We start from the raw sequence: 24,742 nt of genomic DNA, 5'->3' as shown, positions 1-24,742 counted from the left end.
AAAGATTGTTACTTGATTCTCATTTTATATTTATACCCTAATCCGCCCGTTTTGGGAATCCAGTATCAGTACCTTTTCCCCCATGAACGAGGGCAAGTTTAGCATAGCGCTCGGCGTGTTCGATCAACTCTTGAGCCTCCTGTGGCGACACTTCCCGGACGCGTTTAGCGGGAATGCCCACCACTAAAGATCGCGGTGGTATATCTTTTGTCACAATACTACCCGCCCCGACAATACTACCCGCCCCGACGCGCACACCATCGAGAATCACTGCCCCAATGCCGATTAAACAACCGCGCTCAATATGGGCTGCGTGAATTACCGCCCGATGCCCGATGGTAACGTAATCTTCAAGGATAGTAATTTTGCCCGGATCTCCGTGTAGGATCGCCCCATCTTGGATATTAGTATAGGCCCCAATTTCGATGCGTTCCACGTCGGCACGCAATACCGCCCCATACCAAACACTCACCCCCACAGCTAGGGAAATATCGCCTATTACCGTGGCATTGGGGGCGATAAAAGCCGCTTGACTGACATCGACAAGGGGCCAGAAATTAGAAGTTGATCTTAAGTTATCTAAAGACATGGGAGGATCTGCACTAAAGTCGAAAGAGAATACCCGTCCAATTTGGTTGGGTATAATATATATAGGCTTATTGGTACAAAGATAGCAATTTTTAGTTTAGGTTCTTCCATGATCAATGCAAGTTTACAATACCCTGTTTTTGGCCCCGATATCCATTGTCCTCACTGTCGGCAGCTAATCCCCGCCCTCACTTTGACGGATACCTATTTGTGTCCGCGCCATGGGGCTTTTGAAGCCGATCCCAAAACGGGTGAGTTGGTTCACTTGCAGTCAGGACGGCATTGGCGACTCTGGAATGGTGAGTGGTATCGTCAACACACCCACCCGGATGGTATTCGTTTTGAGATTCACGAAGCACTCGATCGCCTCTATACTCAAGGATTTAAAGCGACTAAAGTGATTATTGCCAACCGTTATCGCGATCTAGTTAGTTCCTACCTAGAACGTAACACCACTTGGCGCGGTAATGAACCGGGTGAAGCCACTATTCCCCGTCTCTACGGTTTACCGGTAGAATTTAGTCCCGATGCCCCCGATGAACCCTGTTGGGATGTAATTAACTTTGATCTGGAAAAAGAACCGGGGGTTCCCAAACGTTATCCCTATTTTCGTCTTTTTGACTGATTACTGATTACTGAAAATGCACCATGCTTCTATTCGTACCGCTAATATCCATCGGGCGATCGCTTTTTACCAACTTCTCGGTTTTAACCTAGAGGAAAGATTCACCACGGGTTATACTTTGGCCTGTTGGCTAACAGGATTAAACGGACGCATCGAATTAATCCAAATTCCTGAACCGAAACCCGCCCCCGATGCCTTTAGCGATCAGCATTATGTCGGTTATTATCACTTGTCTTTTGACCTAACAGAAAATGTCAGCAATCTACCAGAATGGTTAGAAAAATTAACAAATAAATTTCAGCAAGCCCATCAAGAGGATGCCGATTTATATCAACCTTTAAACATTCTTTTGCCCCCCCAACAACAGATGATCGGCGATCATGTCTATGAAGTCACCTTTATTGCCGATACAGACGGTTTACCCCTAGAATTTATCCGTCGTTTAACCTAAAAAGATTGTCCCACTTCTAAGACTTTTGTTTGACCGTTGCGAGACAAAATAACCTGTTGACTACCAACTTCCACTAAAGTCCAACCATTGATAAATTCCCCCGGAGAAATACGAGTAGTTATGCCCTTATTATCAAATAAAGCTGAAGATTGATCGCCTAAATCCATCACCCCCACCAGAATATTTTTCACCTGATTATTGGTAGGAATAACCGCTGCCACTGGTCGATTCCCTTGGGGAGCAGCTGGTAATGGTGGTGCAGAAATGTCGGTACTTGAGGGTGTAACTGGGGCAATTTTGGCAGTAGTTTCAGGGGTTTGGGGATAAACGGGAACGTAAATTCTTTCTATGATCTGGGGAGTATTATTAACTGGTAAATTAGCGGGGGGTGGTGGTGGAACTGTGGCTACTGGAGAAGGGTTATTTTTGGCAGCAGGATTGGGATCGGGGGATGAAGTTTGACCTTGGCGATCAATAATAGCAAGGGATGATTGCAGATAGGCAATAAATTTTTGATCTTCTCGGGAAATCGTGCTATTTTGAGAGATGGGGGCATTTTTTTGACTGATTAGCCATGCCACCACCCAACCTAGATAGAGGCAAGCAATGACAAAAATAACTTTATCTAAGGGCATTCTGGGATTTTCTTCATAGCCCGCCGGCATATTTTTTTCACTCCTCGATCGCTGCTGTCGTTTCGATTCTAACAGGATAGCACTGCCTCAATTTTCCTTTTTAATTTATCAAAATCTTCTAGAGGGGATATAGTGGAGAGAAAATGATGTATCTTAATATAAGTAAAGTTTCGTAACAATTCTGAAATCCTTTGCTCAACTCTACTCTAGTTCCCAGCAATCCCGATCGCCTGAAACCCCTAGTCCCCAACTGGGAAAAATGTCAATCCGTCTTTTGGACAGCAGCATTTCTGGTCTCGGTTCCCGTGTTCATGCAAGCGCCCCTAGTGCGCTACTATCCCGAAGTTAGCCTAGTTTTAACCTTTTTCTGGGTGGGGTTAGGGATTTGGCTGCTCAAACAAGCAAAAATCAGTCTTTGGGGGGATTTACTTTTGGGCTTTAGTTGGAGTTGGTTAGCAGGTTCTCTGTACTGGGGTTGGTGGCGTTGGGAACCGTTAATCCATATTCCCATGGAAGCGATCGGGCTGCCCTTTGTTCTCTGGGGATTATACAAAGGTCGCGGCAAAGTGGGCAATCTTTTCTATCTGGGTTCTTTGTTAGGAACGGCCATCACCGATGTATATTTCTATCTAACGGGACTAATCCCCTACTGGCGACAATTAATGACCGTGGAACTAGACCCCAACCTAGTATCGCCGATATTTCATAACGCCTTGGCCCAAATTGAGACCCCCTGGGGCATCAGTTGGGCGATCGTGCTGCTCAACCTGCTCTTAGCGATCGGTATTTATCCTTTGCAAAAAAGGGTATGTCATTGGTGGGCATTTAGCGGGGCTGTATTGAGTACAATTTTAGTCGATGGTTTATTTTGGATTACCGCCTCTCTGGCCTAAGACAATAGGCTATATAATTAACGCAGTCTATCTATTGCCGCTTATGCACCCGTGGATATACTACCAGGACAAAATCCCTATTTACTACTCCATACCGAGAAGGGCCAGCGTTTTTTCCCTCTCGTGGGGAGATCTTACTGGACAATCGGACGGAGCAAAGATAACGATATCGTGATTAAAGATCACTGTATCTCTCGTAATCACGCTATTTTACAATCCACGGAAACAGGGGATTTTTATCTGATCGATCTCGGTAGTCGCAATGGAACTTTTGTCAATGGCAGAAGGGTAGGCATTCCAGTGACTATCCATAGCAAAGAGCAGATCACCTTTGGCAAAACCGAGGTGCAGTTCTATCGTCCTGCTCCCACCAATGTAAGCAAGCAACCGCGCAATTTAGAATGGGATACCCTCACCTCCGTCCTCCATGAACGGCGCTTAACATCGGTGATGGTGGTAGATATGCGGAATTTTACGGCTTTAACCAGGCAATTAGACGAAAAAGTGCTTTCTTCTCTGATTGGCAATTGGTTTCGCCATGCGGGGAATATTATCCGCAGTTCCGGCTGTTGGGTAGATAAATATATTGGTGATGCGATCATGGCCATCTGGTTTCACGGCCAACAGGAAGTCAATCAAGACGATATCCTGCAAATTTTCCGAGCAATTACGCAACTACATAACATGACTTGCACTTTAAGTGCACAATATCCCTTACCTTTCCCATTACGCATCGGTGCGGGGGTGAATACTGGTTATGCCATGGTCGGCAATACTGGCAGCGGTGAACATCCAGATTATACGGCGATCGGCGATACAGTCAACGCCGCTTTTCGTTTGGAGTCGGCTACTAAAGAAATGGGCAAGGATTTAGCCATCGGAGCTACTACCTACGGTTATCTCATCGGTTTACCCCATCTCCAGCAAGTTTTTGCTCAACATACCGTCAGTCTGAAAGGATACCACGATAGCACTATTACCTACGGAACCACTTTTGATGACTTGGATCGTTTCCTCGATGCCAACAGTAGTGAGGAGATGACCGGAATTACAGGAGTTGTCGGCAGTGTCGGTTTTGAAGATTGAAAGTGAACTACTCTCAAGGTCGTTGAGAGCTTCCTATTTCACGGGGGATTGCCGCAGACCCTACTTAATACTGTACACTTAAAACTCAAATCTGATAACTGATAACTGATAACTGATAACTGATAACTGATAGCTGACCTACTCCTCGGTGGCGGCGAGAACTAAATCTTCCTCCTCCAAGGCGGGGGGAACTTCGATTTCTTCGACCACTTCCGAGACGGTCCGGCCTTCCGCTTCCGCTAGACGTTTTTCTCGGTATTTAATCGCCATTTCTTCGGCTTTTTCAAACACTAACGGGCGATTTTTTAGCATATCTCCCGGTTCGGGTTCTAATTGTTTAGTCGAGAGGGAAATGCGACCTCTTTCGGCATCGAGATCGATAATCATCACTTTCAACTCATCATTGACATTGAAAACCGTGTGGGGGGTGTCAATGTGATCGTGAGAAATTTCGGAAATATGCAGTAAACCACTGACTCCACCGATATCGATGAAAGCACCGTAGGGCTTGATTCCGCGCACGGAACCGATTACCACCTGTCCCACGGCTAAACCGTTCATCTTGCGTTCCACTAAAGCGCGACGATGACTTAAAACCAGACGGTTGCGATCTTCGTCCACTTCTAAAAACTTTAAGGGCAATTCCTGACCGACTAAATCCTCTTTCGCTTCTCTGGTGCTAATGTGAGAACCGGGGATAAAGCCGCGGAGACCTTCAATTCTGACTAATGCCCCACCACGGTTAGTGGCGAAAACATTCGAGCGCACGGTAGCATCTTCTTTTTGCAATTGACGCACCCGTTCCCAAGCGCGCATATATTCGATGCGACGGATCGACAGGGTTAGCTGTCCATCTTCATTCTCGTCGGTAAGAATGAAAAATTCCCTGGTTTCGTTGGGTTGTAAAACTTCTTCGGGATTATCGACGCGGTTGATCGACATCTCCTGCACGGGGATAAAAGCGGCGGTTTTAGCACCGATATCGATGAGCGCTCCCCGGGGTTCCATGCTGAAAACAGTCCCGGCGACAACATCTCCCGGACTGAAATGATAATCGTATTTGTCTAGAAGGGCGGCAAAATCTTCATGGGTAAAGCCTATGTTTTTGTTTGCGGTTTTTTGGGTGGTCATGTACGTTGTTTGGGCCTCGGAAGTTCCGTAGGTTTTTCCTCCTATGTGATGTACAGTTTCTAAATAAAGGAGATGCCTCCCAATTTAGTTTCTAGGCAGGGCCTAGGGGATGAACTGCCGCATCCTGCTTTCTTGAAGGCAATCCGCCTCAAGAATGACTTTTAAGAATCTAACCAGAGCTTGGGCTTGAAATAGCACAAGGGATCCTAATTATAACTGAATCGGGAACTATTTAAGACGAGGTGATTACGCTGGCTTCTTCCACTGGAGACCAAGAAGGGTAGGCGCGTTCGATTTCGGAGGATTGCAGCAGAGCTAAAGCGGCGATAAAGTCTCTAATTCCCTGAAAATTGCCGTAAACCGAAGCAAAGCGCACATAGGCCACTTCCGATTCTTGCCGGAGATATTCTAGGACTAATTGACCGATCTCCTGACTTGTTACCTCCCGTTTTGAGTCTTGCTGCAGACGGGATTCGATATCATTGACGATCGCCTCTAATCTTGAGTGGGGAATGCCGGTTTTTTCGCAAGCGCGGACGATCCCGCGCAGCAGTTTGCAGCGATCGAAGGATTCCCGTTTACCATCTTTTTTAATCACCGTGATCGGCACGAATTCGATGCGCTCGTAGGTGGTGAAGCGATGTTTACATTGTAAGCATTCACGACGACGACGAATGCTCTGACCGTTTTCGGAGGAACGGGACTCTAAAACGCGACTATCGGTATGCTGACAATTAGGGCATTGCATAGGAGGCGCTCGGTGAGGGGAACCTTTAATTTAAGCCTTTAAATACGAAAACCAGAGCCGCTAACCTGCTTTTGACAAGCGGGCGGCTCAGGGAAGAAAATTATTAACCTAAACGGAGTTAAGAAATTTACTTTTGAATCCGGGGAGGTTCCCGGAAGGCGATGGCGAAGAAAATTACCGACAAAGCCATAGTTAAAACTAAAATGTAAGCGACGCTTTCCATGGTTAGACATCCTACAAGACTGCTATAACAATCCTATAGTATCAGGAAATGAGCTTTTCAGCTTGTCTGGGGATGTAATCTACATCCCCAGAATCAGTGGCAATCTATTTAACGCTAACTTTTGCCCCGGCATCTTCCAGTTTTTTCTTGATGGCGGCGGCTTCGTCTTTGTTAGTGCCTTCTTTAACCGCTTTGGGAGCGGCTTCTACTAGGTCTTTCGCTTCTTTGAGTCCTAAACCGGTCAATTCGCGCACTACCTTGAGGATAGCAATTTTCTTGTCGGCGGGAACTTCTTCGAGAACGACGTTAAATTCGGTTTGTTCTTCCACAGCTTCAGCGGCGGCAGCCGGAGCAGCCCCGGGAGCGGCCATAATTATGCCACCAGTTGGAGCGGCGGCACTAACTCCGAAGGTTTCTTCGATACCTTTGACTAATTCCGCAGCTTCTAAGAGGGTCAGGGTTTTGAGTTTTTCTAAGATTTCAGCTACAGCAGACATGGGTTAGACTCCTAATTGTTTTAAGTGATCGATTGGCGCGGTATTAAGCCGCTTCTTTTTCTTCTTGACGGGCCACGGCATCGACGGCACGGGCCAAAGATGCGGGAACTTCGTTGATGCTGCGGGCCAGTTTGGTGGCAATGGCGTTGATTGCTCCGGCAGCCTGAGCGATTAACTGTTCTTTCGACGGTAAATCAGCGATCGCTTTGATCTGATCTTCTGTCAACAGTTGACCTTTTGTCCCTTCTTTGAGGACACCGCCACGCAATTCGGTTTTTTTGCTTTCTTTTTTGAACTCTTGATAGGCCTTGAAAGCTCCACCGATATCCTCTTTTACGAGCAGAAAGGCGGATGTTCCCGATAAAAGGCTTTTCATCGGTTCCCAGCCACTATCTTCAGCGATCGCCAATCCCATCAAAGTATTTTTGGTGACTTTACAAATCGTTCCCGTGGGGCGCAATTTGCGGCGTAGATTGCTGATTTCGGCGACGGTTAAACCTTGATAGTCGATGACCATCGTTAATTGAGCTTCGCTAAGGGAGGTTTTTAATTCTTCTAGAATTACTCCCTTGCTTTCTCTGCTTCTCCCCATCCCTTGTTCACCTCCTGTATGCGGGGGACCGGTTCCACAGGCACAAAAATAACCCCTTGTAGCGCCGGGGTTGAGTGGAGAGAATCAGTTCAGTCACGACCGAGACAGAAAAAATCTCTCTTTGGTCTTTTTGGCTGCTGTTTTCTCGCTTTGACCTCGGCAGGGTATTTAAGCTGTTTGGCACCTGCTGTCTTTGGCTTAAGCCAGCTTTTCATTGTAGCACTATTGCGGGATTTATGTCAAGCACGATATGTATTCTAAGACACAGTGCTGCTGGCGAGTGGGTGGAACGAACCACAAAGACACAAAGGACACAAAGATCGATCGATCATAGAGTAAGTTAAACTGATCACACAGAACCTAGAAGAGCCAATTTTTGATTTTTACAAGAGGTCTATGGTTCAGTCTCTGGCGAAATAATTTTATTGTTAGGGTTGCCCACTCACCGATCACCACAATCTCTACATTGACGTTTGGGTTTACCATTATCTGTAGAATCATTTTTGTTTGGAGTTTAGGAATCTTTTGTCAGAAGACAAGGTTCTAAATCTTTTAAAATGCGTCTTAGCTAACAGCCTAGTCGAATAAATCTACATTTCGTAGCCAAATTTATTGGCATCTACTTCTTGTAAATTAATATCGATTAAACCGTATTCTGACCAGCGTTGGGAAACCTTGACCGCCATGGCCGGATCCGACTCCAACGGTTCCCCCCATTCGTGGTCCGTTTCGGGATACATTTTAGTGGTGGCATCAATTCCCATTCTCCCCCCCAAACCGACCTTTTCGCTGGCAAAATCGAGGCTATCAAAGGGGGTTTCTGGGAGAATAAACACATCGCGAACTGGATCCACTTTAGAACTAATTGCCCAAACCACTTGCCGGGGGTCGCGAATATTAATCTCCTTATCGACGACGATGACAAATTTAGTATAGGTGAACTGGGGTAAGGCACTCCAAAAAGCTAAGGCCGCTCGCCGCGCTTGTCCGGGATAAGCTTTATCAATGGAGATAATCGCCGCTTTATAGCTTAAAGCTTCCATGGGCAGGAAAAAATCTCTTATTTCCGACACCTGTTGCCGTAAAATCGGCGTATAAATACGATTAAGAGCGATAGCCATCATCGCCTCTTCCTTGGGAGGACGACCGCTAAAAGTGGTTAAATAAATGGGGTCGCGACGATGGGTCATACAGTGGAAATGAATCAGGGGTGAATCTTCCACACCGCCATAGTAACCCATGTGATCACCAAAGGGTCCATCTGGCAATACCTCTCCGGGAGTAATTGTTCCTTCGAGGACGATTTCTGAGTCGGCCGGCACTTCTAAATCGAGGGTTTTACACTTGGCTAACTGTACCCCAGAACCACCGTACAATCCCGCAAACAGCCATTCTGAGAGATCTACGGGGATAGGAGTGGCGGCGGCCATGATAATTAGAGGATCAACCCCTAAAGCGATGGCTATTTCTAATTTTTTGCCCATCTGTGCCGCTTTTCGCAGGTGACGCGCCCCACCGCGCACGGATAACCAGTGGACGGTCATGGTATTGTGAGACTGTAGTTGTAAGCGATAGACACCGACGTTAGGGGTTCCCGTTTCGCAATCTTTAGTAATTACTAGCCCTAGGGTGATAATCTGACCTGCATCGCCGGAATAGGGGCGAATCATCGGAATTTTCTTTAAATCTACTTCATCCCCTTCTAAAATCACCTGTTGACAGGGGGGGAAAAAGTTACGGCTGGGTTTGGCTTTCAGGACATCAAACAACACTTTACCAAAATCGATCGCTTGGGAGAGTTTTTTCGGCGGTTTCGGTTGTTGCAAGAGGGCGAGTTTTTTGCCTAAATCTTCCAATTCTTCGGGTTTATTCAGGTTCATCGCCCAACAGATGCGTTCTACGGTTCCCATTAGGTTAATAGCGACGGGAAACTCGGCCCCTTGCACGTTTTCAAACAGTAGGGCCGGTCCCCCTACCTGTAGCATCCGATTAGCGATCTCGGCAATTTCTAAATCGGCAGAGACCGATGCACTAATGCGGCGTAATTGCCCACGCTCTTCTAAAAGCTTAATAAATCCTCGTAAGTCTCTAGCCATGATGAAGAAATGTAAATAAATCCCTGTTTCTATTATCTCTTAGGGCGGCAGTTTCGGTGGGGGATAGTCACCGTTTTCAGAGTTGGAGGCAATTCTCGTCTAGAATTAAGTAAAAAAATCCCTATCTTGCCAGCTTTATTCCTAACCCTAAGTTTATGCTTATTCAGCCCAGAGGTCAACATGATTAAGGATATTGAAATTAGTAATTTTAGATGTTTTGAGCATACCAAAATTGAAGGTTTTGAGCGAGTTAATTTAATTGGTGGTAAAAACAATTCAGGGAAAACTGCCCTGTTAGAGGCAATATTTTTGTATAGTTATCCCTATCCAAATACTATTCATCCCTACATCAGAGGAATCATTCGTAGGCAATCTTTAGCAGTTGTTCGGGCTGTTCCCAAAAATGCTTGGGATGATTTATTATTCAATCTTGATAGAAAAAATATTATTGAGTTAAAAGGCTCCCAATCTAACCAAGGAGACAAATTGGTAAAAATATCGATTTCTGGTTCTCTTAAAGATAGTGTTCTAGGCATCTCTGAAGACTGGCAAAAATTATACGATTTTATCGCTAAAGATAAATCAGTTATTTCTATCTTAAATATTCACACAAGTTTTGACCATGATCATGACTCAAATGATGAGCAACTGAACTATTTTTTAATTGCTAGTTCTAAGGAGATACTAGCTTTACCTAATGGGGGTGATGAGGAACCAGTAATCATTGCCGCATCTGTCAATAAATCTTTGGAAGAATTGAGCGAGTCCTATACTAAAATAGTTTTTAATGAACAGGAAGAAGAAGTGCTAAAAGCTCTACAAATTCTCGATCCGTCCATTGAAAAAATAGAAAGTTTTTTTCTGGGTGAACCAAATTTATATCTGAAAAGAAAAGAGAGAAAACGCCTACCCGTATCTCTGTTTGGTGAAGCTATTAATCGTCTGATAGAGATGATTTTTGCTCTACTCATCAATCCTAAAAAAATTATTTTTATCGATGAAATAGAAAATGGTCTTCACTATACTGCTTACCCAGATATTTGGAAAACTTTATTCCGATTAGCTATCGAACTAGATAGCCAAATTTTTGCCACAACCCATAGTTTAGAGATGATCCAAGCTTTTGCCGATGTGGGGTTAGAATATTATCCAGAACAGGGGGCCTATTTTGAACTAGCAAGGAGTCCCAGAACTGATAAAATTATTGGTATTAAAAGACAATTAAGCACTTTAGAGTACGCCTTAAAACATGGCAATGAGGTGAGAGGTGAGTAACTTATTAATCGTCGAGAGCAAGAATGATAAAATTTTTATCGAAGCCCTAGTAAAATACTTAAATATTAACAAAATTCAGTTAGATAAACCGATTTGCTTTGAGGAAGATGACTATAAATGTTTACAGGGTTTAGATAAAGCTAAATTAACCAGCACTTTCGATGAAATTAAGGCGACTCTTGGTAAAAAAGCTATCCCTAAAGTTGGTATTATTATCGATCAAGATTCTGATACTAAGACAGAGCGACTAAATTGGCTTAATGATTGTCTGAAAAAGGTGTATCCAGAAGCGGAAGATATTAGGGAAACCAGTCAGCTTTATAGATTGACAACAATAGAAGATCAAATCACAGAATTTGCTTGTTATTTTACCAATGTGGAAGGACAAGGAGAACTAGAAACAGTTCTCAAGAAGATTAAAAATCAAGATTCCACCTATGCGGATTGTTTAGAAGACTGGAGAAATTGTTTAAACAAGCAAGAAAAATCGATTAAAGACAAAGATTTTGATAAGTTTTGGATTAGTAACTATTTACGATTTGATACCTGTTCCACAGAAGACAAAAAACAAGCTGGCAGGAAATGCAGTATGAATGGATTTGATTATGTTATGAAAAACAAACGTCATATTTGGAACTTTGAGCATGAGGTATTAAATGAACTCAAAGAATTTTTACAACTATTTGCTGTCTAATCAAAAATCCCCCTAGAAATCTAGAGGGATAGAGGGATATATGGAGGGCAATTTAGAAGTAAATTGTGCCACCCCAGCGCTCGTCTAGACGGGGAGCAACCAACAGATAAGCGGCGACGTTATACACATCATCTTCGGTCAGATTGCGTAATTCTGGGAAGATATCGGGACGGCTAACATTGGGATGAAATTCGCTTAGATCATCTTCACCATCGTAACTGGTGGGATGTTCTAGATAATCAATCAATGCTAACAGATTATCTCTGGGGGGTTCCGCTTTGGCCAGATCGGCCAGACCCAAACTGACATTATTATTAGTTTTGGTTTTACCTTGCAGGTGGCACTTAGTACAATTGGCGATAAAAAGTTTCTGTCCTTCCGTCGCTTGTTCAGAAGTCAAAGTCACCGATCCCCCCGCATCATTGAGGGTGATGGTGAGGGTTTCTTCATCGAGTTCTAAGGCACTAGCGCCGTTAAGATTGAATTGTAATACAAAAAAGACTACAGCGATCGCTGCCACAATCAAACGTTTGATCATTGTTCTCCTACTCGCAATTGTTCCAAGAGGGGGGATTTTAAGGTGACTAAAAAATTTTCTCCTATGGGAGGGTGTCGATCGATTCTAAGTGATCACGGACACCGAGAAGATCGCAGTTGGGAATAAAGTCAAGGGGACGTTTCCGTTTTCGAGGCGGTTACTCCTGAGCGTTTGGATAAAATCAGTGAGATAATTGCTTTAGCATCTTCTAGGGCGAGATTAGTCTGCCGATCTTTATAGGAGATGCCTAATTGGTCGCAAAGTGACAACACAGATTCATCGGCCAGATCGTACTCTGCCGCAATATCAGCGATCGATAGATCAGCAAACCCCATAGTCTAACGCACCCACCAAGGATAGAGAATACTTATTAGTTACCATAATTATCATGCCATTGCTGGGGACATTCTTAACAGTGATCAGTTATCAGTGATCAGTTATCAGTGATCAGTTGTGAGTTTTCAGTTCACTGATTACTGTTTACTGGACGGCTACGCCGTGCCTTTGGCAACACTGAAAAAAGCTCCCATCACCCTACACCCCACACCCCACACCCCACACCCTACACCCCACACCCCACACCCCACACCCCACACCCCACTTCCCCATCACCCCACACCCCACGCCCCCCAAATTCCCTAATTTTCCCGACTTTTGCTTTTTTATTCCCTAAGATAGAGACTCGTGTAAACAAATTTAATTAAAATCGCAAAAAACCTGAAAAAATACTAAAATGTGATTAAGAATGTTATTTTTAGCGTTGTAAGGCTAAATCTTTCTCGATAACATTGTAATCATACCTCCACACTCTTTTGTACAAAGGACTACACCTTTGTTAACTTATGGATATACAACTGATCAACATTGGCTTCGGTAATATAGTTTCCGCTAATCGGGTTATCGCCATCGTTAGCCCAGAATCTGCTCCTATCAAACGCATCATCAGTGATGCTCGGGATAAAGGCTGTTTAATCGATGCTACATACGGAAGACGGACTCGTGCGGTGATCATCACCGATTCTAGTCATGTGGTGCTGTCGGCCATTCAACCGGAAACCGTGGCTCACCGTTTCGTGGTCAACAAGGAAGCCCCTGTTAATAGTAGCAACTAAGTTATTAACCCCATGCAACCCGGTCAATTAATCGTCATTACTGGCCCTAGCGGTGTGGGCAAGGGTACGCTAGTACGGCATTTACTAACTCGTTTCCCTAACCTCTACCTGTCAGTATCCGCTACTACGCGCCCACCTCGACCGGGTGAAATTGAGGGGGAAGACTACTATTTTCTCGACCGTCCCAGTTTCGAGGAGAAAATGGCAGCTGGAGAATTTCTAGAATCGGCCGAATACGCGGGCAACTACTATGGGACCCCCCAATCAGCGATCGCCGCTCAATTAGCGGCAGGCCAGACCGTCATTCTAGAAATCGAATTGGAGGGAGCCAGACAGGTCTGTCAAAGCTTCCCCGAAGCGAGGAGAATCTTTATCCTACCCCCCAGTTTCGAGGAATTAGAACGTCGTTTGCGCGGCCGGGGCAAAGATGCCGAAACAGCGATCGCCCGTCGTCTGGAACGCGCCCGAGAAGAATTAGCCGCCAGCGAGGAATTCCCCTATCAAATCGTCAACGATGACCTAGAAAGCGCCCTAGATGCCGTCGAGAAGATTATTTTTAGCCGTTAGCTGTTGGGGGTTAGGTGTTAGGTTTTGGGGTTTTAGGGTTTTAGGGTTTTAGTTGAAATTCCCCACTTCCCCACTTCCCCTAATCCTTATCCCCCATTCCCTAAGTTACCTAAAATATCGGATGAATACCCCCGCTACATTTTTCGATAAGATACTCACAAAAATTAGCGGGGGATGAAATCCGACCAGAATATCAATGACCCTGAGCGAAGTCGAAGGGTCAGCAACGGAGTATCGGTTTAATTCCACCATCTGTGGACAAACTGTGTTATAATCTACTTAACCAATGGTCGAGAATTGTTAGATGCTAGTCGTAGAAGCAAAGCTAAAAAACGGGACACTAGAGCAATATCACCGGCTTGATGAAGCAATTAGAACATCTCAGTTTGTGCGTAACTCTTGTGTTCGTTATTGGATGGATCATAAGGGTACAACCCGCAATGATCTCCAAAAACTTTGCTCGGTACTAGCTAACAATAAAGAGACACCTTGGGTTAATAAATTAAACTCTCAAGCTCGTCAATCGGCTGCTGATAGAGCCTGGCAATCAATTAATCGGTTTTACCAGAATTGTCATGCTAAGATACTTGGGAAAAAGGGTTTTCCTCGGTTCAAAAAGCATAGTCGTTCGGTTGACCCTTCGGCTTCGCTCAGGGTCAACGTCGAGCGAAGTCGAGATGTTGAGTATAAACTAACAGGCTACAAACTATCTGATGATCGACGTAAAATCAGATTTACTGATGGCTTTAAAGCAGGAGAATTTGATTTATGGTGTAGTCAAAAGACCTTAGTTTATTATTCAGAACAACAGATTAGACGGGTAAGAGTTGTTAGACGTGCTGACGGTTATTATTGCCAGTTTCTGATTGACGTAGAACGGCAAGAATACCATAAACCGACGGGACAAATAACAGGAATTGACTTAGGGTTAAAGGAATTTTATACCGATGCTCAAGGTAATACTGTAGAGAATCCACGTTATTTAAGAAAGTCAGAAAAACGACTTCAAAAAGCACAACGACGATTATCTAAGAAATTCCGTAAAGGAAAGAAACAGTCTAAAAACTATCATAAGCAACGGGTAAAGGTAGCCAAGCTTCATCTTAAAGTATCAAGACAACGTAAAGACAAAGCAATTAAAGACGCTTTGGCGTTAGTCCAGTCTAATGATCTGGTAGTCTATGAAGCTTTAAAGGTAAGAAACTTAGTCAAAAACCGTAAGCTATCTAAGTCGATTTCCGATGCTTCTTGGTATCAATTCACTGAATGGTTGAATTATTTTGCTAAGATTTATCGGATTGTTTGTGTTGCTGTACCACCGCATTTCACTTCTCAAGATTGTTCAGTTTGTGGGACGAGAGTTCAAAAAACCTTAAGCACTAGAACTCATCAATGTCCTAATTGTCAAACAGTCTTAGATAGGGATCATAATGCAGCAATAAATATTCTTAAAAAAGGGTTGAAATATTTGGGAAATCATCTCAACGGTACTGTTGGGCAAACAGAAACCGACCCAAACGCCTTGGGAGAGTCCGGCCTCTGGATTTTCAGTGGAGACATTGAGAATCTAAGCTGTCTCGTTGAACAAGGAATTTCCGATAGTGATCTGGAAAGAATCCCCCGTCACAGCGTAGCTTGACGGTGGGAGTATGTCAAAATCAAAAAACTAACCGCAGCAGCAAGACAAGAAAGCGCAATGATTCCTACCGTTATTGAAACCACAGGCCGGGGCGAACGCGCCTTCGATATCTACTCCCGACTACTCCGGGAAAGAATCGTCTTTTTGGGACAAGAAGTAACCAGCGACCTAGCTAACCTAATCGTCGCCCAATTACTCTTTCTAGAAGCAGAAGACCCCGAAAAAGATATTTACTTGTATATCAACTCCCCCGGGGGTTCCGTTTCGGCCGGATTAGGGATTTTTGACACCATGAATCAAATCCGTCCCGATGTCAGCACCATTTGTATTGGTTTAGCCGCCAGTATGGGGGCTTTTCTCCTCAGCGCTGGCAAACCGGGCAAAAGAATGAGCCTACCCAACTCGCGGATCATGATTCACCAACCCCTCGGCGGCGCCCAAGGTCAGGCCACCGATATCGAAATTCAGGCCAAAGAAATTCTCTATCTCAAACAACTACTCAATGAACACCTAGCTAGTCATACGGGTAAACCTCTCGACCTCATCGCCGAGGATACGGAAAGGGATTTCTTTATGTCCGCCGAAGAGGCTCTGGATTATGGTTTAATCGATCAGGTGATCGATCGCAGTCCTTCCGCTTCTAACCCCCCCAGTAAATAATTATGATTGGGTAGGCCCTGTCTACCCAGATTTTTGTAAATATTTAGTAAGCAGAAATTAATCATCGATCTTCGGTCTTAATCTTAAGTAACAGTGAAAAGTTCTAGCGGATTGGGTTAAGATCGAGACGTAACCCGAAAAAAATTGCAACAGGAATCGGTGGACCCCCCCCGGTGGGTTATTAACGGAAATTTTTTTACTGGCAATCCCTATGAACTATCATCCACCCTCACAGCCCCTGCCCGCCCCCTGTATTATTGATTCTGGCGTGGTCATCGCTAAAGAAGATATGCGTCGTCTCCTCGATGATCTCGGACGAGTTCGCTACATCCATAGTCTCGAAGGGGTGATTCAGAGTGAAGGGGAAGGATGGATAGTGGAAGTTTTCGCCGATTATCAGCAAAGCACTTTAGTTGCTAACTACAGTCTTTATCTCAATACCTATAGCTTCGATTATCTACGTTTAAACCGCTCTCCCGACGGTGAAACCTATTTTGATCTGATCCAAGACAATCGGCAATTACGGCTGATTCCCCTGAGTAATCCACTGCAAGACCCCGAGATGAAAGCCCGTCTCAATGCCGATACCCTCGAAGCCATGGTTACTCAGGTTCTTTCTGCTAAGTGGGATGTGCAGTTTGAAGACGAAGACGACAACGATTGCCCCTTTTAGGCAGCGAGCAAAAATACTGATAACTGATAACTGGTTACTGATAACTGGTTACTGATAACTGATAACTGATAACTGATAACTGATAACTGAAACAGTGGGATTTTCCTTTGAATTAATCGCCCAGTGTCCCCAAACTGGTGCGCGGGTTGGGGTTTGGCATACTCCCCACGGACTGGTAGAAACACCCCGTTTTATGCCCGTGGGAACTTTAGCGACGGTGAAAGGTTTGACCCCCGCTCAAATCGCCAGCACGGGGGCGCAAATGATTCTCGCTAATACCTATCACCTGCATCTGCAGCCTGGAGAAAGTATTATCGAGAGAGCGGGAGGTTTACACGAGTTTATGGCGTGGAATCAGCCAATATTAACAGATTCGGGTGGATTTCAGGTATTTAGCCTTAGTCAACTCCGGCAAATTAAAGAGTCGGGAGTCACCTTTCGATCGCCCCGGGACGGTAGAATCATCGAAATTACGCCAGAAAAATCGATTCAGATTCAAAATGCCCTCGGTGCTGATGTGATTATGGCCTTCGATGAATGTCCCCCCACGGGAGTCAGTCATGAGACCATGAAAGCATCCATAGAACGCACCTATCGCTGGTTAGAGCGCTGTCTGGGGGCCCATCAACGACCTCAAGAACAGGCTTTATTCGCCATAGTCCAAGGAGGAATCTATGAGGATTTACGGGCAGCGGCGGCGGAATCTTTAGTAAAACTCGATTTACCCGGTTACGCTATCGGGGGCGTGAGTGTGGGGGAAGAAACGAGCCTAATTCATCGCATTGTTCGGATAACTGCCCCTTTACTCCCCGAAAATAAGCCCCGTTACCTGATGGGAGTGGGAACCTATGGAGAAATGGCCAAGGCGATCGCTAGTGGTATAGATCTGTTTGATTGCGTTATTCCCACCCGTTTTGGTCGCCATGGCACGGCTTTAGTGCGGGGGGAGCGTTGGAACCTCAAAAATGCCCGTTTTAAGGAGGATTTCGCCCCTTTAGACGAGACTTGTCCCTGTTACACCTGTCAACACTTTAGCCGTGCCTATCTGAATCATTTAATTAAATCGGGGGAGATGTTGGGTTATATTCTCTTATCTCTGCACAATATCGCCGAATTAATCAGATTTACCCGTGAAATTCGTCAATCTATCCTAGTGGGTACTTTTGCCCAAGATTTTGCCCCTTGGCTTGAGGATGCCGTAGATGTTACCCCAACGTGATAAAATTTCAGGAAACGTTTAAAAATTTTCTTGTCAAGGTAGATAGAGAGATGGAAACTGCACTTTTGTTCGCCAAATTGCCGGAAGCATACCAAATTTTCGACCCCTTAGTCGATGTCTTGCCCCTGATTCCCCTATTTTTCCTCTTGCTGGCCTTTGTTTGGCAAGCATCCGTCGGTTTTAAATAAATCGACTCTCAATTATCTGATTAAAAAGAGACGTTTTTTAGAGCGTCTCTTTTTCAATTGCAACTGCCATCAAAAAGAGGCAACACCCGATTAAACTTTACGGCGACACAAAGCCAGACCAAATGTACCTGCAACCAATAACCCAATAATACTGGTCGATTCAGGAACAGATTGTAAGGTTAGCTGTATATCAGTCAAACCACCGATCGCACCACTTTGTGCTGGACCATAGGTCCCCAACTTAAATTGGGTAATGTCGAGAGGAAGGAGCAAAGTCCCTGTCCAACTAACCACATCTCCAGCAATGATATTAAGGGACTGGTCGGCAACCCCGATTCCAAAATCATCATTATTACTACTACTACTATTGCCATCATAATCTATCCCGATCAAACTGATAGATCGAGTCCCCTGACTATTGGTGATGCTGGCACTTCCAGAACTAGGGGAGATGGATATTGCATTAAGTGAAGTATCGGCAACGTAGTCGCCAACATTACGCCACTCCTCGGGGGAATCGCTTGGAGCAAGGCCAAATACACCATCAGAAGAAGCTGTAGAAGATCCAGAAAACACCCAAATCGTCTGTCCACTGCCGGCAGTTCCCGTTACATTGACGAGCAAACTCGCTTGTGCGGTTTCAACAACTCCCAAGCTTAAACCAATGGCAGTAGCTGTTATTAGAGTTAATTGGTATTTGAAGTTGATCATTCCGATTTATTATCCAACCATAGGACTATTGCATAGTACCTTAGATGGGGGCGATAGTCAAGGAATTTTCGCAGGGTAAGCGCATCTTAATAATCTTTAACAAAATGAACTTACGAATAATTCGCTGAATTACACTATCAGTGATTGTTATCATATTCTTGTTCCTGACTCAATTGGAAGAATTCTGCTAAAGATAAAAATTTGGTTAGTTTGGGTTCAAAAAGCATCGGCTGCCCCAAATATATCTTCATTCTATCCACATAGGTAGATTCCTGTTCTGTTAAGAAAAAATATCTACCTAAATTTCTAGCGGTCTTTCCCACAGTGCCTCTACCACCAAAGGAATCGAAGACTAAATCGCCTTTATAGGAATAGAATTTAATCACCAAATTACATAATTCTATGGAAAATACTGCTGTAGTAATTTTATCAAAAGTCGGATCAATTTGCCAAACGTTAGAACTTTCATAATCTCCACAAACCTTGCTTTACTCTATAATATCTTGATCGTATTGTTTCATATTCCAATCAAGCAGTTTATCTGTTTATTTCCGATAAACCATTAAATATTCGGTGACAGCATTAGGTTTATAAGCTAATTGTTTACGGTGTTGTACAAAGCATCCATTGCGGTTTTTGACACTACTTTCTGGCTTTAACCAGATAATATCATCGATAAATTCCCAACCATGATTAACTAAATAATAGTGTAGATCAAAAGATATTGGATACCGTTTACTAGCATGGGCGCGACTGGTACGAGGGATAATAATCGGGGAAGTATTGACAACTAAAAAGCGACCTTCTTTAGTAATTCGATGGGTTTCTTGGAACAATTGACAGAGAAAATCTAAGTAAGCTTGATAACTGGTATAAATGGAGTAGTCGCGAGCGTTGTAGTAGGGGGGGGGAAGTAAAAGTTAGATGAATAGATTGATCGGGAATATAGGGAAATACTTCTCGCACATCGCTATTAACCACGACATTTTTCATAAATTCTGGGGATAAGGGATGGGGTAGTTGATCGGTAGAAGATTTTTTATCGGTGAAAGCTTTTCTGATAACTGATTGAATAATTTCATTGGGATGATCTGCTAATTTTAATTAGAGATTTTTTGACTACATCATTGTTTTTAAAAACTAATAAACCTCGAATTGTCTGTAAGATAATTTTCGGGTCTTTGTCGGTTAAAAATTGGAATAAAAAGGGAAGAGTTTCCTCATTCCTCAGACGAGCGATTGCCGATACCGCTTCTCTTTTTACTAAAGATTCTCGATCATTAACCGCAAGCTCAAAGAAAAAATTAAGTAAACTTATATCCGCTAGTTTAGCCAGATTTTTAATTGCCAAAAATCTGATCTGTTCTTGGGAGTGTTGAGCGAGATTAATGAGGATATTTTGATTAAAATTATCGGGGATTTGTCCGAGATTTTCTAAGATAAATACCAGATTTTTACTATCCTCCGTTTGGGATAATATTTCGCCGAGAAAGTCGGGATTAGTTGTTTTTAATTCCTGGATACTTTCTTTAGTGAGCATTTTTGTTTAATCTTTGGTGACAGTCTAGAGTTTTCCGTTAACATCAGTCAAATTCTCGATTCTGAAAAGCCGACTAGCAAAGGTTTAATTGTGCCTGACAGAGGCGAGAATCAGTATAATTGAATTATAGTAGTTTTCATCAAAATGAGGTATGGGCAAGGAGCTTAAACCCTTTGTTTGCAAAACTTGTCGATACCTCACTAACGTGAAAAGCGCTATATAGCACCATTTAATTTACAGCCAAAAACTCCAGCTAATTGAGTTGTCAAACCCAACCGGCAAGTTTTTGGGAATAATTGAATCTCCGATCGATTAAGATATTTTCCTGAGGTGGAAAATGAGAACTTTTTCTCCGTTGTTCATTGCCTAAGTTAAAACAAAGTCCCGGTTAAATCAGCATCAGTCAAGTCCACATCTTCTAAAACTGCCCCGCGCAAATCAGCATAACTGAGATCTGCACCCCGGAAACTGGCCCCGGTAAGATCGGTAATAAATCCGTCTCTTTCGGGACTAGCACGAAAATTAACCCGGCAAAGTCGGCAATCGGCGAAATTAGCTCGATATAACAGGGAGCCGCTCAGATTGGCATAGTTGAGATCGGCTCCGCAAAAGTTAGTTTTGCCTAAGTCCGTGCGTTGGTCGGAAGTGGAGCGAAAATCCGCATCGATTAATAGGGCCTGCTGGAGATTAGCACTGTTGAGATTAACACCATTTAAGACGGCTTTGGTTAAATAAGCGGCTTCTAAATTGGCTTCGATGAGATTAGCCCCGCTTAGGTCTGCATCGCGTAAACAAGCTCGATAAAAGTCCACTTGACTTAAATCTGCTCCCCAGAGAATCGCCTCACTTAAATCTGCTTCTCTCAGCAGTGATCGCGCGAGGCGTATTTTTCCTAACCGCGCCTGTCGCAGATCAGCACGGCAAAAATCGACTCCTGGGAGGATAATATTAGTTAAGTCGCCTTCCCGCAAATTAATCCCCCGAAAATCTCTTTCTCCCTCCCGATAGCGTTGACAAAGTTCTTCTAGGAGCATGGAAATTTTTCCTTATCATAATTGACGCAAAATGTCAAGGGTTTGGTAATTTTTATTTAGGGAGATGGAAAGCCGGCAGACTCTCGAATTCCCGGGCCCGTTGACGCATTTGCTGACTAATGCGATCGCAAACTACCTGACAGAGATCATAGATCACAGGGTCGGTAATTTGATAGTAAACGCTGACTCCTTGGGGTTGCCGCGAGATAATTCCCGCTTGGGTTAAAGCTTTCAGGTGTTTGGAGAGATTGGCTTGGCCTAGTCCGGTAGCTTCAGCGATTTCTTTACCATTCATCGCGCCTAATTGCAAGCAACTGAGAATCTGTAGGCGACTGACTTCCGACAGGACTTTGAAATAGTCCGCCACCGAAGCGAGGACGACGCTAGAGGTTTGGGGGGAGAAACTGTCTAACATAGGTAGGTAATAAAGTGACCAGTTAAAAAGGCTGACAATAGGTGATCGTTTAAAACTTTATAACTATTGACTACTATAGTTTAACTGGAGAGGTCACTAGAGTCTAGTGGGCAAACTCGATCGAGAGCGGTAAAATCTTTTCCATGAAGATTTGCACATCTGCCTTAGTCATGGTAGTAAGGGTATAACCTTGATAGAGATAGCCAAACTCGATCAAGGTGTGTAGTCTAAATTATCTAATTGTCGGATATTAAAAGTCATAACTCTAGTTTTCCTCCCAGGCATTCCCTTAATTTTAGGGGATTAGCTGACCGACAGCCAAACTGACGCTAAAATAGTCTTTGCTGTCTGGGGTTGTTGCTTGCTCCTGACGGTAGTTGTAACCGGTAACTGAACATGACTTCGATTCGTCAACTGCATCAACAACTCGTCAATAAAGAAAAAACGGCCGTCGAAATCGCCACAGAATTTCTCGCTCGTATTGAAGCGCTCGAACCACAAGTAAAAAGCTTTCTCCATTTAACCCCAGATTTAGCCCTCGCACAAGCCCGAAAAGTGGACGAGAAAATCGCCAGAGGTGAATCTCTGCATCTGTTAGCAGGTATTCCCATCGCACTAAAAGATAATCTCTGCACCAAGGGTATCCCCACCACCTGCGCTTCCCGGATTTTAGAGAATTTTGTCCCCCCCTACGAGTCCACCGTTACCCAAAAATTACGAGATTTAGGGGCAGTTATCGTCGGTAAAACCAATTTAGACGAGTTTGCCATGGGGAGTTCCACCGAAAACTCCGGTTATCACGTTACTGCTAATCCTTGGGACTTATCCCGGGTGCCGGGGGGATCTTCGGGGGGTTCGGCTGCGGCTGTGGCCGCTCAAGAATGCGTGGTGGCCCTAGGATCGGATACCGGGGGGTCAATTCGTCAACCGGCTTCATTTTGTGGCGTTGTCGGGCTAAAACCGACCTATGGCTTAGTTTCTCGCTTTGGTTTAGTGGCTTACGCTTCTTCTCTCGATCAGATCGGTCCCTTTGGTCGTACCGTAGAAGATGCGGCGATTTTATTACAAGCGATCGCAGGTTACGATCCCCAAGATTCTACCAGTCTCAATCTGCCGATTCCCGACTATAGCCAATTCCTGAAAACCAGTTTAAAAGGGCTCAAAATTGGCGTAATTAAGGAAACTTTCGGGGAAGGTTTGGATCAGGTGGTTGCTGAGGCAGTTAATCAAGCTTTAGAACAGTTAAAGGCCCTCGGTGCCACAATTAAAGAGATTTCCTGTCCCCGTTTCCGTTACGGATTGCCCACCTACTACATTATCGCCCCCTCGGAAGCATCGGCGAATTTAGCCCGCTACGATGGGGTTAAATACGGTATTCGGGAAGATGCCGATAGTTTGATTGATATGTACACTAAGACTCGCGCTCAGGGTTTTGGTGCGGAAGTTAAGCGCCGGATTATGTTGGGAACCTATACCCTCTCGGCGGGTTATTATGATGCTTATTACCTGAAAGCACAAAAAGTCAGGACTTTGATCAAAGAGGATTTTGAGCGAGCTTTTCAATCGGTAGATGTGTTAGTTTCTCCCACTTCACCGACCACAGCTTTTAAAGCTGGGGAAAAAACGGCGGACCCTCTGAGTATGTATTTATCGGATTTAATGACTATTCCCGTCAATTTAGCCGGTTTACCCGGGTTAAGTCTTCCCTGCGGTTTTGATGGGCAAGGTTTGCCGATCGGTTTACAATTAGTCGGTAATGTGCTGCGCGAAGATCAATTATTTCACGTCGCCCACGCCTACGAACAGGCCACCGATTGGCACAAACGTCAACCATCTTTTACAAATTGATACAATTGCCGGTGGCTATCTTTTGCCGGTAGCCATCAAGTAAAACTCGGCAACAATGAAAATTTCTCAAGCTTTCTTTTAATTGGGGATAAGTTACCGAAAAAGCTTTTACTTCGTCATCCCAATTGCTCAAAAACAGGAGCTTCCTGAAGAACACAATAAAAAACTTCTGCTAAACTAGAGGCCTCTTTTTGAGTTTAATTGCGTGAAAACTGACAGTATTTTCTATCAACTCTTACAAAGATTTCCCGCTTGTTTCTTTGATTTGTTGAACCTTCCCCCCGAAACCGCCAATTCTTATCAATTCTCCTCGGTGGAAGTTAAACAATTGTCCTTTCGTCTCGATGGAGTCTTTTTGCCTGATACAAACAATCAGCCTATTTATTTCCTAGAAGTACAATTTCAGAAAGATAATAGGTTTTATTCCCGTTTCTTCAGTGAAATCTTCCTCTATCTCCACCAAACGGACTTAAGCAACAACTGGCAGGGAGTAGTTATTTATCCTCGGCGTTCAGTGGAAAGCGTAGAGACTGCTCGTTATGGGGAGTTAATCAACTCCGGCAGGATTTTACGTTTTTATCTCGAGGAATTAAGGGAAGGGGAATCCCTGGGTATATCGATGTTACAATTAATTGTAGCACCAACCGCCAGAGCGATCGAGCAAGGAAAACAATTAATTCCACGGATTAGACAAGAATTCCCTAAGTTCAAACAACAGCAAGAACTTTTAGAATTGATAGAGACAATTTTGGTTTATAAGTTACCCCAAGTCAGTAGAAAGGAGATAGAAGCGATGTTTAGTTTAAGTGATTTAAAACAAACTAAAGTGTATCAGGAAGCTTTAGAGGAAGGCCGACAAGAAGGCGAATTAGCGGCAAAATTAGCCTCTATTCCTCGTTTATTGGTCTTAGGATTAAACTTGGAACAGATAGCACAAGCTTTAGAATTAGAGATTGAACAGGTTAGACAAGCAACTCAAAGGGAATAGGAAAAGTTCCAAGCGATCGCATTTTAATAATGGTTTCCCAGTGTTGATCGCTATCAATCAACAGTGTAAAATGTGT

At 44.0% G+C, this 24,742-nt stretch carries 29 protein-coding genes, 1 pseudogene and 1 other annotated feature; of the genes and pseudogenes, 15 read left to right on the top strand and 15 right to left on the bottom strand.

From position 1 onward, the window contains the following. Positions 1-37: 37 nt before the first annotated feature. Complete coding sequence (locus myaer_RS08855; RefSeq protein ID WP_046661832.1) at positions 38-589, bottom strand: gamma carbonic anhydrase family protein; 552 nt, start codon at positions 587-589, stop codon at positions 38-40. A 108-nt stretch (positions 590-697) separates the two neighbouring features. On the opposite strand from myaer_RS08855, the gene myaer_RS08850 reads away from it, so the two are divergent. Further along, positions 698-1,213: a TIGR02652 family protein gene (locus myaer_RS08850; RefSeq protein ID WP_046661831.1), complete on the top strand. Its 516-nt coding sequence runs from the start codon at positions 698-700 to the stop codon at positions 1,211-1,213. Between the two features lie 16 nt (positions 1,214-1,229). Next, positions 1,230-1,664 carry a VOC family protein gene (locus myaer_RS08845; protein ID WP_046661830.1) on the top strand — a complete coding sequence of 145 codons (435 nt, stop codon included), beginning with the start codon at positions 1,230-1,232 and terminating at the stop codon, positions 1,662-1,664. Here the strand turns inward: myaer_RS08845 and myaer_RS08840 are convergent. Beyond that, positions 1,661-2,329 (bottom strand): hypothetical protein, encoded by a 669-nt coding sequence (locus myaer_RS08840; protein WP_046661829.1) that lies wholly within the window; start codon positions 2,327-2,329, stop codon positions 1,661-1,663. The genes myaer_RS08845 and myaer_RS08840 overlap by 4 nt on opposite strands. 161 nt (positions 2,330-2,490) lie before the next feature. On the opposite strand from myaer_RS08840, the gene myaer_RS08835 reads away from it, so the two are divergent. After that, positions 2,491-3,192 (top strand): DUF3120 domain-containing protein, encoded by a 702-nt coding sequence (locus myaer_RS08835; RefSeq protein WP_046661828.1) that lies wholly within the window; start codon positions 2,491-2,493, stop codon positions 3,190-3,192. Between the two features lie 51 nt (positions 3,193-3,243). Next, positions 3,244-4,278, top strand: a complete 1,035-nt coding sequence (locus myaer_RS08830) for an adenylate/guanylate cyclase domain-containing protein (protein WP_046661827.1) — start codon at positions 3,244-3,246, stop codon at positions 4,276-4,278. A 138-nt stretch (positions 4,279-4,416) separates the two neighbouring features. Here myaer_RS08830 and myaer_RS08825 read toward each other — a convergent pair whose 3' ends face one another. From myaer_RS08825 to myaer_RS08795, 6 genes are all read right to left on the bottom strand, one after another. Continuing rightward, positions 4,417-5,409 (bottom strand): 30S ribosomal protein S1, encoded by a 993-nt coding sequence (locus myaer_RS08825; protein ID WP_002737013.1) that lies wholly within the window; start codon positions 5,407-5,409, stop codon positions 4,417-4,419. Positions 5,410-5,641: 232 nt separating this feature from the next. Then, positions 5,642-6,157 (bottom strand): transcriptional regulator NrdR, encoded by a 516-nt coding sequence (gene nrdR, locus myaer_RS08820; RefSeq protein ID WP_046661826.1) that lies wholly within the window; start codon positions 6,155-6,157, stop codon positions 5,642-5,644. Positions 6,158-6,284: 127 nt separating this feature from the next. Beyond that, the gene (locus myaer_RS08815) at positions 6,285-6,380 is read right to left on the bottom strand and encodes a photosystem II reaction center protein T (RefSeq protein ID WP_012267019.1); all 96 of its coding nucleotides are present in this window, start codon (positions 6,378-6,380) and stop codon (positions 6,285-6,287) included. A 104-nt stretch (positions 6,381-6,484) separates the two neighbouring features. After that, positions 6,485-6,877: a 50S ribosomal protein L7/L12 gene (rplL, locus tag myaer_RS08810; RefSeq protein ID WP_016515259.1), complete on the bottom strand. Its 393-nt coding sequence runs from the start codon at positions 6,875-6,877 to the stop codon at positions 6,485-6,487. A 43-nt stretch (positions 6,878-6,920) separates the two neighbouring features. After that, entirely contained in the window at positions 6,921-7,469 is a 549-nt protein-coding gene (gene rplJ, locus myaer_RS08805) for a 50S ribosomal protein L10 (protein WP_002737633.1), read from the bottom strand. A 98-nt stretch (positions 7,470-7,567) separates the two neighbouring features. Beyond that, positions 7,568-7,684 (bottom strand) — a sequence feature (ribosomal protein L10 leader region). 375 nt (positions 7,685-8,059) lie between these two features. Beyond that, positions 8,060-9,565 carry a UbiD family decarboxylase gene (locus myaer_RS08795; protein WP_046661825.1) on the bottom strand — a complete coding sequence of 502 codons (1,506 nt, stop codon included), beginning with the start codon at positions 9,563-9,565 and terminating at the stop codon, positions 8,060-8,062. 180 nt (positions 9,566-9,745) lie between these two features. On the opposite strand from myaer_RS08795, the gene myaer_RS08790 reads away from it, so the two are divergent. Both myaer_RS08790 and myaer_RS08785 read left to right on the top strand, forming a co-directional pair. Then, a complete protein-coding gene (locus tag myaer_RS08790) occupies positions 9,746-10,840 on the top strand; it encodes an AAA family ATPase (RefSeq protein WP_046661824.1) in 1,095 nt (364 codons plus the stop codon). Beyond that, complete coding sequence (locus myaer_RS08785; protein WP_002762377.1) at positions 10,833-11,534, top strand: DUF3226 domain-containing protein; 702 nt, start codon at positions 10,833-10,835, stop codon at positions 11,532-11,534. Before myaer_RS08790 ends, myaer_RS08785 begins: the two co-directional genes overlap by 8 nt. A 52-nt stretch (positions 11,535-11,586) precedes the next feature. Here the strand turns inward: myaer_RS08785 and psbV are convergent, their stop codons facing one another. Together psbV and myaer_RS08775 are read right to left on the bottom strand one after the other, a co-directional pair. Beyond that, positions 11,587-12,072, bottom strand: a complete 486-nt coding sequence (gene psbV, locus myaer_RS08780) for a photosystem II cytochrome c-550 (protein ID WP_046661823.1) — start codon at positions 12,070-12,072, stop codon at positions 11,587-11,589. Between the two features lie 128 nt (positions 12,073-12,200). Continuing rightward, the gene (locus myaer_RS08775) at positions 12,201-12,407 is read right to left on the bottom strand and encodes a hypothetical protein (protein WP_004268575.1); all 207 of its coding nucleotides are present in this window, start codon (positions 12,405-12,407) and stop codon (positions 12,201-12,203) included. Between the two features lie 507 nt (positions 12,408-12,914). Here myaer_RS08775 and remA point away from each other — a divergent pair. The 7 genes from remA (at position 12,915) to myaer_RS08740 (ending at position 18,130) form a co-directional block, all read left to right on the top strand. Next, entirely contained in the window at positions 12,915-13,184 is a 270-nt protein-coding gene (gene remA / locus myaer_RS08770; protein ID WP_002737924.1) for an extracellular matrix/biofilm regulator RemA, read from the top strand. A 12-nt stretch (positions 13,185-13,196) separates the two neighbouring features. After that, positions 13,197-13,751 (top strand): guanylate kinase, encoded by a 555-nt coding sequence (gmk, locus tag myaer_RS08765; RefSeq protein ID WP_046661822.1) that lies wholly within the window; start codon positions 13,197-13,199, stop codon positions 13,749-13,751. A gap of 304 nt (positions 13,752-14,055) precedes the next feature. Then, a complete protein-coding gene (locus myaer_RS08760; protein ID WP_046661821.1) occupies positions 14,056-15,390 on the top strand; it encodes an RNA-guided endonuclease InsQ/TnpB family protein in 1,335 nt (444 codons plus the stop codon). Between the two features lie 18 nt (positions 15,391-15,408). Further along, entirely contained in the window at positions 15,409-16,050 is a 642-nt protein-coding gene (clpP, locus tag myaer_RS08755; protein WP_223210720.1) for an ATP-dependent Clp endopeptidase proteolytic subunit ClpP, read from the top strand. A 211-nt stretch (positions 16,051-16,261) separates the two neighbouring features. Next, complete coding sequence (locus myaer_RS08750; protein WP_046661820.1) at positions 16,262-16,723, top strand: hypothetical protein; 462 nt, start codon at positions 16,262-16,264, stop codon at positions 16,721-16,723. Between the two features lie 94 nt (positions 16,724-16,817). After that, on the top strand, positions 16,818-17,942 hold the full coding sequence (tgt, locus tag myaer_RS08745; RefSeq protein ID WP_046661819.1) for a tRNA guanosine(34) transglycosylase Tgt: 1,125 nt from the start codon (positions 16,818-16,820) through the stop codon (positions 17,940-17,942). Between the two features lie 50 nt (positions 17,943-17,992). Then, positions 17,993-18,130 carry a photosystem II reaction center protein K gene (locus myaer_RS08740; protein ID WP_002739211.1) on the top strand — a complete coding sequence of 46 codons (138 nt, stop codon included), beginning with the start codon at positions 17,993-17,995 and terminating at the stop codon, positions 18,128-18,130. 90 nt (positions 18,131-18,220) lie between these two features. Here myaer_RS08740 and myaer_RS08735 read toward each other — a convergent pair whose 3' ends face one another. From myaer_RS08735 to myaer_RS08720, 5 genes and pseudogenes are all read right to left on the bottom strand, one after another. Then, the gene (locus tag myaer_RS08735) at positions 18,221-18,841 is read right to left on the bottom strand and encodes a PEP-CTERM sorting domain-containing protein (protein WP_046661818.1); all 621 of its coding nucleotides are present in this window, start codon (positions 18,839-18,841) and stop codon (positions 18,221-18,223) included. Between the two features lie 137 nt (positions 18,842-18,978). Next, positions 18,979-19,737 (bottom strand): annotated as a pseudogene (locus myaer_RS22470) (DNA methyltransferase); the annotation flags it as partial. A gap of 182 nt (positions 19,738-19,919) precedes the next feature. Continuing rightward, complete coding sequence (locus myaer_RS21605; RefSeq protein WP_046661817.1) at positions 19,920-20,381, bottom strand: HEAT repeat domain-containing protein; 462 nt, start codon at positions 20,379-20,381, stop codon at positions 19,920-19,922. A gap of 371 nt (positions 20,382-20,752) precedes the next feature. After that, complete coding sequence (gene hetL / locus myaer_RS08725; protein ID WP_046661816.1) at positions 20,753-21,415, bottom strand: heterocyst differentiation pentapeptide repeat protein HetL; 663 nt, start codon at positions 21,413-21,415, stop codon at positions 20,753-20,755. 52 nt (positions 21,416-21,467) lie between these two features. After that, the gene (locus myaer_RS08720; protein ID WP_002738764.1) at positions 21,468-21,830 is read right to left on the bottom strand and encodes an ArsR/SmtB family transcription factor; all 363 of its coding nucleotides are present in this window, start codon (positions 21,828-21,830) and stop codon (positions 21,468-21,470) included. Between the two features lie 396 nt (positions 21,831-22,226). Between myaer_RS08720 and gatA the strand changes: the two genes are divergently transcribed. Further along, positions 22,227-23,678, top strand: a complete 1,452-nt coding sequence (gene gatA / locus myaer_RS08715; protein WP_046661815.1) for an Asp-tRNA(Asn)/Glu-tRNA(Gln) amidotransferase subunit GatA — start codon at positions 22,227-22,229, stop codon at positions 23,676-23,678. A 205-nt stretch (positions 23,679-23,883) separates the two neighbouring features. After that, entirely contained in the window at positions 23,884-24,666 is a 783-nt protein-coding gene (locus tag myaer_RS08710; protein ID WP_046661814.1) for an Rpn family recombination-promoting nuclease/putative transposase, read from the top strand. Positions 24,667-24,742 lie beyond the last annotated feature (76 nt).

Origin of the sequence: Microcystis aeruginosa NIES-2549 (assembly GCF_000981785.2) — a bacterium.
Classification (GTDB): domain Bacteria; phylum Cyanobacteriota; class Cyanobacteriia; order Cyanobacteriales; family Microcystaceae; genus Microcystis; species Microcystis aeruginosa_C.
This window is presented reverse-complemented; position numbering and strand designations above follow the sequence as displayed.